Below are 8,211 nucleotides of genomic sequence, written 5' to 3'. Positions count from 1 at the left end.
GGCAAGGCGAAGCTTTCGCTGGAGGAGCTCAAACGAAACGCACACAAGGACGAGGATGCGGTTCGGCTGGGAAGCCGGGTCGGCCGGATGCTGCAGCGGTGCAAGGCGCACAAGTACTTCCGGTACGGAATCGACGGGGAAGGCCGGTTCTGGTGGAAGCTCGACGAGAAGGAGATTGCCAAGGAGCAAGCCACTGACGGCTGGTATCTGCTGGAAACCAATCTGCCCCCCACCGAGGCGTCCGCCAAAGAGATCCTGGCCCACTATAAAAGCCTCGGCGAGGTCGAGCAGGCCTTTTGCGAATTAAAAAGTTACCTCGAGGTCCGGCCGGTCTTCCATTGGCGGCCGGATCGGGTCCGGAACCACGTGAGGATCTGCTTTCTCGCGTATTGGATGACGGCTCGTTTGGCCGCCGAGTGGAGCAAGCTCGGTGTTTTTGAACACGTTCCTGCGCTCTTGCGCCGCCTCCAGGCAATCCGCCTCGGCGTTCTCTCCGTGGAAGGCAAGCCGATCGTTCGTCTTTTGAGCAAGATTCCTCGGGAACTGAATCGGCTCCTGGAAAAACTTCGTCTGCTCCCGCTCTTCGCCCAGCCGCCGGCTTGGGCAGCCATGTAGCCAGTAGCGGAAAGGCCTGTCCTTCCGCATCAAGGAGTTGCGCCGCTACTCAATGGAAGTCAGGCTACCTCGAGATTCAGCCGGTCTACCATTGGCGGCCCGATAGGGCCCGCAAGCACGTGAGGATCTGCTTCCTGGCTTTCTGGATGAATGCCCGCCTCGGGAACCGAATGAGTGGACAAAGGGTTCACCGAAGAAGATGCCCAAGGTGCTCCGCCGCCTTCAAGCGATCCGCTTGATCCGACTCGCCCCGAACGGACGGCCTTTGATCGAGTTCTTCTCCAAGATCTCCGCCGAGATCAACTCATTCCTCCAAAAACTCGACATGCTCTCGCTCTTCGCTCGCCCGCCCAAATGGGCCATGTAGGCAGAACGAAAAACTCTTAACGTTCTGCTGCAATCAGTTGCGACACTACACAGCGGAAGTTCGGCTAATAGTTCTTCCTTGCTCGGGGCGATCCGCCGATTTTAACATCTAGCATGAGCTTCCCTCCCCTTCGTACGAGCTGGCCTGTACTGGCCGCGCTGGCGGTTCTCTGGACCGGAGCGTCGGCCGCATTCGCTCAATCTTCCGACGCCGGTGACTCGGAGCCGGAGGGGCTGCTGGGCCAAGTTCACACGCGGCTGCAAAAAATGAAGCAGAAAAGGTCCGAAAAGAACAAGTCGATCCATTACGATCCCGCCGTCCTTCGTCCGGGGGTGTCGCGCCAGAAGATCCACGCTACCTTCGGCCCCCCGAACGCGACGCAAAATGAGGGCACGGAGCGCGAGGAGGTCTATGCCTTCTTTCCGGATGGCTCCAAGTACCAGCAGTCGGACATCAGTGCGGCGGACATCGCCAGGGCCGTCTTCACTTCGGGAGCTTCACTCGCAGTCCGGGCGGCGCAGAAGCACGTTCATAAGAGCCAGCTCACCCTCTATCGGGTCTCTTACGACAAGGAGGGGATCGCCCGATCGGTCAAACTGGTGCCCTCCGCGTTAGGGGCTAAGGCTCCTTCCGGCTCGGCTCACGCACCCTGATCGGGCGGAGCAGCGGGTTTCCCTAGTGTGCTGAGCGATAAATAGATATATATATTTTTTGCTTCGATTGCTGCGCGGGAACGCTGGATTTTTCCAAAATGGCCTGCCATTCAGCCTTCCAAACGTATCGGGGTCAGCTCACGAAACGGAAAAAATCGTACGCTAAGCCGGTTGCAGCGGCCGTAGCGGCCTGAACTTCCCAGCGCCGAACTTGGCGCTGCTGTGCCAGAGGTAATCGCCGGTCAGATTGATGTATTCCTAGTCCAGCGACTCAACTCCGCCCGGAACCCCTGGCATGCCCGCTCCACCATTCGCGAGCTCACCGTAAGCCCACGCTCCTCCCAAAGCTCCTGGCGGACCACGGCGCAGTTGCCCCGGTGCCGATAAAAGCGCTCCTCAAGCCATCCCCGCAACCGGTCAAGCTTCCCGATACGCCTCGGCGCCCGATAAGCTACGTAGCCCCCAGCCGCCACATACCGCTTGACCGTGTTCCGCGCTACCCCCAGCTCCCGGGCAATCCGCTTGGTCCCCAAACCCAGATCATGTAATGCCACCATCCGACCCACTTCCTCCGGCTTCAGCATCTCCTCCCTCCTGCCTAATTGCAGAGGACGATGTTACCCTTCTTCCTTTCCCATCGACAGCTCATCACATGGGCTGCAGATGATTGTGAAACCAGCATGGCCTTTAGCTCGCGCTGAGGCCTCCGCGTCCGCGGCGCGGGCGTTTGGGCGTTGTTTTTCGTGACCAGTGTTTTGCGAGCAGGGCGACTTGTTCACCGAGCCAGTCGGCATCAATGACGCTGGGATCGAAATCTTCGGGGATCCATTCTTTGAGCTCGGCATGGCGCTCGTGGCCGGGATCGCTGAGGGCTGCGAGCAACTCGGCATAACCCCAAGGACCACCGACATCTTCGAGTGGGCATCGTCCGGCCGCTTTGGTCAGGCGCGGATAGACGACGCCCGGCACTGGATCGATGAAGCGCTCGATCTTGATCGTGTGCTCCCAGTCGTCGCCAAAGTCATAGAGATATTTCAGGGTGTTTGTGCCCACGTCCTTGAGTACGTCCACTAGGCGGGCTTTACCGGCATCGAGCGGTCCCTCATCACCCCAATCGGGATCCGGAACTCCCCATCTGGTATTTTTTACGCGAATCTCATAGAGGTGCGAGTTGGTCCAGCCCATCGCCGCTTGGATCACAAGATGCAGGCGATCGAGCCGGATAGAGAGCGGCATTTCGAGACGGCGGGTGACGAGAGGTTTGACCTCATCGAGCGTGATCTTGAGGACGGCAATGGCGTCAGGGCTCATGCTGCTAGTCTACTCTGCTTCTGCTCTAGTGCCCAGTGTGTGACTTCTATAAAAATATGCTACGCCTCCTCCCTCGGCGGCGAACGGAGGAAGGAATGCCTGGCAAGGCTTAGCGTGCTTTATTTTCCGTTTTCTGAGACGACCCCAATAGGACGGAGGCGGTTCTGGTGAAACTGGTGCAGGAGACATACCGGTACGACGACGCTAGCAGAATGGACGTCGCTCTGACAAAAACTGGGAAAATTGGTGTCGAGCAGACATCCAGGCTGGATTGGAATTTTTACTCCAAAAGCACCCGCTACCCCAAGAAAATCACGACAACTCGATTCACGCTGCCTCAGGCATGGCTGTCGCGAGTCTGGATGGCGGGTGTGGCTACGATCGGAGGACGTGTCGTCCTTGATGCGGAGCTACTGGAGGAAGCCGAGGACGGGATCCGGGCTTACCGAGGTCTCTGGCTGGAACAGGGTCGCGGCTACGAATTGCGAGCGGTATCGGGTTGGTTTACTGTGGGATGCGGCGGGGATCACTATTTTTCCAGGCGCAGCGCCACTAACGCGACCGCCAGCTTGCGAGGCAAGCAAACTCGCATGGCTCTGGAGGCATTGGCGGGGTCGGATTAGAGACGAGGAACATTGCGGAAAAATCCCAAACAATTACGCGTGATCCTCCCTGCCTGCTTTGAGGGAAAAGAGAGGGCGGCACGGCTTGAAGCGCTCCGAGCAAAGGCGATCGGCTGCCGTCGCTGCGCGCATCTTGCCTCGTTCCGCACTCATGTGGTCTTCGGGGTGGGGAATCCCCATGCCCGTCTGCTTTTTGTTGGCGAGGCCCCGGGGGTGGAGGAAGACCGGCTGGGGGAACCTTTCGTCGGACGAGCTGGCAAGCTTTTAACCAGCATGATTCAGGCGATGGAGATGGAGAGGGAGGACGTGTATATCGCCAACATCCTCAAGTGCCGCCCCGACATGCCTCCAGGGACGCCGGGCAACCGGAAGCCCACTCAGGAAGAGATGAAGGCCTGCCTTTCCTATCTTCGCACCCAGATCGAAATCATCCAACCAGAGGTCATCGTCGCTTTGGGCGCGACGGCGCTTGAGGGATTGACGGGCTTGCGCAAGGGAATCAGCGCCATGCGGGGAGCCTTTCTCGATTTTCATGGGATTCCGCTTCTTCCGACCTTCCATCCCAGCTATCTGCTCCACAATCCGAGCTTAAGGTTCAAGCGGCAGGCCTGGGAAGATCTGCTTCTGGTAATGGAGCGGCTTCGCTTACCGATCAGCGAGCGCCAGCGCGGCTTCTTCCTGGCAAAGAGCTAGGCAGCCGCTTGCCTCCGGGACATTCCGCTCCCGAAAGCGCGGGCATTGGAGCTGTCTGGACTTTGCCGGCGAAACTCCGGCACGCGCAGCGTCGGAGCATGAAAGAGATCAAAATTGCCACGCCGCCTTCCGTCCTTTCGCTTGTTATCCGCGCAGCGCACTCCCGCTTCCACGACGAGGCAACTGGAAGGGAGCTTATCGCCCGCCGAGCGCCACGCCCAGGCCCGCCTTGGTTCCAGTTGAAGAAGGAAAGCGTGATCGCTTGGTAGGGTAGCTTCACCTGAACGACGAACGCACCAGACGTCATCATTGTCCGTCACTACGCGCAAATCAGCTTTCGCGTAGGGATCTTGGAATGGCCATCAAGGAGTCGATCAGCAGCTTCAAAAACACATGAGCGGACAGAACGCTCAGTACGGCGGATCCGATAACGAGCAAGAGGAAGGCAGCCAGGCACAGAATACCCGCTACCTCACATAAGGTGTCGGAACTGGAGAGCAACTGGGCAAGCGGGCAGTCGCCTTTCACTCATCCATGGCGCAGGATCGCCTGGACGATCGTCTCCGCGATCTGGTGCATATCGTCAACCGCGCCGATGCTATTGCCGGATCCGCTGAGCGTGTCGCATCTGGAAGGGGAACGAGATGCACCGTTGCGCTAGGCAAGGAAAGATGCGCTGCGGCGATAGCCGGGGTATCCGCTTCCGCGGATCGGGATTCCTTCTTCTACGAATTACAGATAGGCAAGGCCCAGGATCTGTCACCGCCTATCCCGAAGCCAGGCATGCGAAGGATCGGATCAAGGAGTCGGTCTCGTCGCTGGATCGCTCGGAGAGGTTCTCTTTCCGCCGGAGCGGTGCGGGGTGCCGCGCGTCGTCGTTCGACGCGCGCATGAGACGTTGGATTGGGTCATGCGCTCGCGTGGGATATCACCCATGCGTCTCTGGATGATGTGGACGTAGAGGAGCTCCGTCCTGGACGTTGCCGCGCATCGTCATTCGATGCGCGTCCAGGAGGTTGGAGTCGCGCCATTCGGAGCCGAATCTTGGTGACGTTTCTACCAAGGCATTGCTCGATCGCTTGTCGTAGGCGTCGGGAGGTTGCCGCGCATCGTCATTCGATGCGCGCTTGGGGCGTCGGACGCAGAAGGGCGATCGAAGGGGTAGGTTATCGCGCGCCGTCATTCGGCGCGCGGACATCGGGTTGCCTTTACCTATCACCAGGGCAACGGAGGTTGCCGCACATCGTCATTGGTCGTGCGTTCATGAGGTCGCATTCGTTGTCATGGCGCGTGGCCAAGCAATTCGTGGCGAGTGGGCCCATGGCGCCATGGCTGGCCCGATTCCTCTGAGCTTATCCGAAAATTTGTGTGTGGGTCGCAACCGAAGTAGGAGGAGATGAAAATGGAAAGGGAAAGGGAAGTGACCACGAACAACGAGCAGGAAGCGCAGGGCCGAGAAGGCAAGAAGCCGGGAATCAATCCGGAAATCATTGAAGAGCCGATGAAGGACTACCGGAAGCCGGATGATCTGGTCGGTCCTGGGGGGATCATGGAGCAGCTGACCAAGCGGCTCTACGAGCGGGTGCTGGGAGAGGAGATGAGCCACTATCTGGGTTACGAGAAAGGCCAGGCGCCCAAGGGCGAAGCGGGCCGGAGGCGGGAGAACCATCGCAATGGGACCAGCAGAAAGACCTTGGTGAGCGAGGATGGGCATCTGGAGATCGAGGTGCCGCGTGATCGAGCCGGGGACTTCGAGCCTCGGTTTGTCCGCAAGGGGCAACGGCGGTTTGGGGGCTTTGATTCCAAGATCATCGCCATGTATGCCCGAGGGATGACGGTGCGGGAGATCCAGGCGTTTTTGGAAGAGCAGTACAAGTTGGAGGTTTCTGCCGATCTGATCAGCACGGTGACCGATTCGGTGATGGACGATGTGCTCGAGTGGCAGAGCCGGCCGCTGGAGAGGATGTATCCGGTCGTCTTCTTTGATGCGTTGCGGGTCAAGATCCGGGATGAGGGAGCGGTCAGAAATAAGGCGGTCTATCTGGCCTTGGGACTCCGGCGCGACGGCACCAAGGATGTGCTGGGTCTTTGGATCCAGCAAACCGAAGGAGCCAAGTTCTGGTTAGGGGTGATGAACGAACTCAAGCATCGCGGGATGGAGGACATCTTGATCGCGGTCGTCGACGGGCTCAAGGGGTTTCCGGACGCGATCACGGCCGTTTTCCCCCAGGCGCAGATTCAGACCNGCATCGTGCATCTGATCCGCAATTCGCTCTCCTTGTGCAACTGGAAGGAGCGCCGGTCGGTGGCAGGGGAACTCAAGCGCATCTACAGTGCGGAAACTGCTGAAGTCGCCGCCAAGCGACTCGAAGAGTTCGCCGCCGGCGAGTGGGGGAAGAAACTCCCGACCATCGTCCAGATGTGGCGAAGAGTCTGGGAAGAAGTTATTCCGTTCTTCGCCTTCTCGCAGGAGATCCGAAAGATGATCTACACGACCAATGCCATCGAGAGCCTGCATATGCAGTTGCGGAAGGTCCTCAAAACCAGAGGACATTTTCCCAATGATGAAGCGGCGACCAAATTGATTTTCCTGGTCTTACGGAACGTCACCAAGAAATGGAAACATCCGTCGCCGACCTGGAACCAGGTGGCCAGGCAATTTGCCATCCAGTTCGGGGAGCGATTCTTCCTGGCGGAAGGAGTCTAAACGCCATGAAAAAGTGGAGAGTTGCTTCCCACGCCTTGAATAACCCCCAAGCGGGTTATTCACAACTGTCTCGGCTAGAGCCGACCGCTTTGGGGAAGCGGTCTCGCCGGTCCGAGTTGACGGCGTGCGAACAACTCTCTTTACTGTTAGACAACAAAGCGGAAAATCGACCCGCACACAAAAAAGCGGACACTACCGCGGGGAGTGGAAACGGCCGATAGGGAGAGATACTCAGGCACTGTCATACCGAAAGGGGCAGCTCCCGCTATGGCTCTCCTACGTCGCACCGCGTCACTCCTCGACTCCACACAAAGTTTGTAGCCGAGGCATGGCGAATGGGCCTGGATGCAAGGCGGGGCGCAGGGTTTCCCCCGGGAGCTGTATGACGACATGCTGCGAAGAGGGCCAAAAACCCAAGCCCCAACGAAGCAGAGCGGTCTTTTTTGCAAGCCGTAGGAGAACGCGTGAGAGACATGCAGGCTAAGATCCGGAGAATCCCCATGTCTTCCCTTCACGTCAACCTGAGCGTAGGCCACGGCGCCTCGATGCCCCACCTCCCAAGCTCGCTCGACCCGCAAATGCGGGTCTTTTACCAGCGCAACCTCGATCCGTTCGACTCCACATTGAGCATGACCGATCTCCTTCATGCGGCAGGAAATCTCCTCGGGCTGGTCCGTTCGAGCCTTTCCTGGGTCGGACAGCACTTCCCCGGCCATACGTTCTTCCCCAAGCCCCGCTCCGCTAGGCCAAAAGACCGGAAGGAGAACGAGCTAGTACATCGACTCATAAGTTCGCAGCAGCATATTCGGCTTGGAATTGCTGGGTGAGCTCGATGATGTGCTGAAGCTTTTCCGGCCCTTTAGTCCAATGGAAGGGCTGGCAGTGGTCATTGTATTTGGCGAAGTAAGCCTTGAGGAAGCGCTCTAAGTCCTGGCCCGATTTGTGAACAGACTGTTGAAGGCCCTGTCGGGTCAGGATGCTGAAGAAGCATTCGATGAGGTTTACCCAGGAAGCATGGGTCGGCGTATAGTGAAAGCTGACGTTAGGGTGAAGCCTAAGCCAGTTTCGGGCCTTTTCATTCTTGTGCGTGTTCAAATTGTCCAAAACCACGTAGAGCCGCTGGTCCTTGTAGCGTTTGACGAGCTCGTCCAGAAACGAAAGGAAATCGGCCGAGGTCCGGGTCTCCTTGACATGGGCAAAGACTTTCCCGCTCTTCACCTCCAGGCTGGCCAAGACCGTGCG

At 58.5% G+C, this 8,211-nt stretch carries 8 protein-coding genes and 1 pseudogene; 6 read left to right on the top strand and 3 right to left on the bottom strand.

What is annotated here, in order from left to right; all coding sequences use genetic code 11:
* From A37A_RS0100880 to A37A_RS0100870, 3 genes and pseudogenes are all read left to right on the top strand, one after another.
* Nucleotides 1–615: pseudogene (locus A37A_RS0100880) on the top strand (hypothetical protein); the annotation flags it as partial.
* A 199-nt stretch (nucleotides 616–814) separates the two neighbouring features.
* Nucleotides 815–982 carry a hypothetical protein gene (locus tag A37A_RS20360; protein ID WP_018289667.1) on the top strand — a complete coding sequence of 56 codons (168 nt, stop codon included), beginning with the start codon at nucleotides 815–817 and terminating at the stop codon, nucleotides 980–982.
* 113 nt (nucleotides 983–1,095) lie between these two features.
* Nucleotides 1,096–1,635 (top strand): hypothetical protein, encoded by a 540-nt coding sequence (locus tag A37A_RS0100870; RefSeq protein ID WP_018289666.1) that lies wholly within the window; start codon nucleotides 1,096–1,098, stop codon nucleotides 1,633–1,635.
* A 242-nt stretch (nucleotides 1,636–1,877) separates the two neighbouring features.
* Here the strand turns inward: A37A_RS0100870 and A37A_RS14895 are convergent, their stop codons facing one another.
* Nucleotides 1,878–2,219 carry a helix-turn-helix domain-containing protein gene (locus A37A_RS14895; protein WP_018289665.1) on the bottom strand — a complete coding sequence of 114 codons (342 nt, stop codon included), beginning with the start codon at nucleotides 2,217–2,219 and terminating at the stop codon, nucleotides 1,878–1,880.
* Between the two features lie 103 nt (nucleotides 2,220–2,322).
* The gene (locus A37A_RS0100860) at nucleotides 2,323–2,946 is read right to left on the bottom strand and encodes a plasmid pRiA4b ORF-3 family protein (protein ID WP_018289664.1); all 624 of its coding nucleotides are present in this window, start codon (nucleotides 2,944–2,946) and stop codon (nucleotides 2,323–2,325) included.
* 371 nt (nucleotides 2,947–3,317) lie between these two features.
* Here A37A_RS0100860 and A37A_RS19800 point away from each other — a divergent pair, with 371 nt between their 5' ends.
* From A37A_RS19800 to A37A_RS0100830, 3 genes are all read left to right on the top strand, one after another.
* Nucleotides 3,318–3,569, top strand: coding sequence for a hypothetical protein (locus tag A37A_RS19800; RefSeq protein ID WP_155996388.1), 252 nt, complete (start codon nucleotides 3,318–3,320; stop codon nucleotides 3,567–3,569).
* Between the two features lie 39 nt (nucleotides 3,570–3,608).
* Nucleotides 3,609–4,262, top strand: coding sequence for a uracil-DNA glycosylase family protein (locus A37A_RS14890; protein WP_018289662.1), 654 nt, complete (start codon nucleotides 3,609–3,611; stop codon nucleotides 4,260–4,262).
* A gap of 1,396 nt (nucleotides 4,263–5,658) precedes the next feature.
* Nucleotides 5,659–6,969, top strand: coding sequence for an IS256 family transposase (locus A37A_RS0100830; RefSeq protein WP_018289659.1), 1,311 nt, complete (start codon nucleotides 5,659–5,661; stop codon nucleotides 6,967–6,969).
* A 783-nt stretch (nucleotides 6,970–7,752) separates the two neighbouring features.
* Here A37A_RS0100830 and A37A_RS0100820 read toward each other — a convergent pair.
* Nucleotides 7,753–8,211: IS630 family transposase (locus A37A_RS0100820; protein ID WP_018289657.1), on the bottom strand; the 459-nt coding region annotated here is incomplete at its 5' end.

Origin of the sequence: Verrucomicrobium sp. 3C (genome assembly GCF_000379365.1) — a bacterium.
In the GTDB taxonomy this organism is placed as follows: domain Bacteria; phylum Verrucomicrobiota; class Verrucomicrobiia; order Methylacidiphilales; family Methylacidiphilaceae; genus Methylacidimicrobium.
The sequence above is the reverse complement of the archived record's forward strand: the minus strand, read 5'-3'. Positions and strand labels throughout refer to the sequence as shown.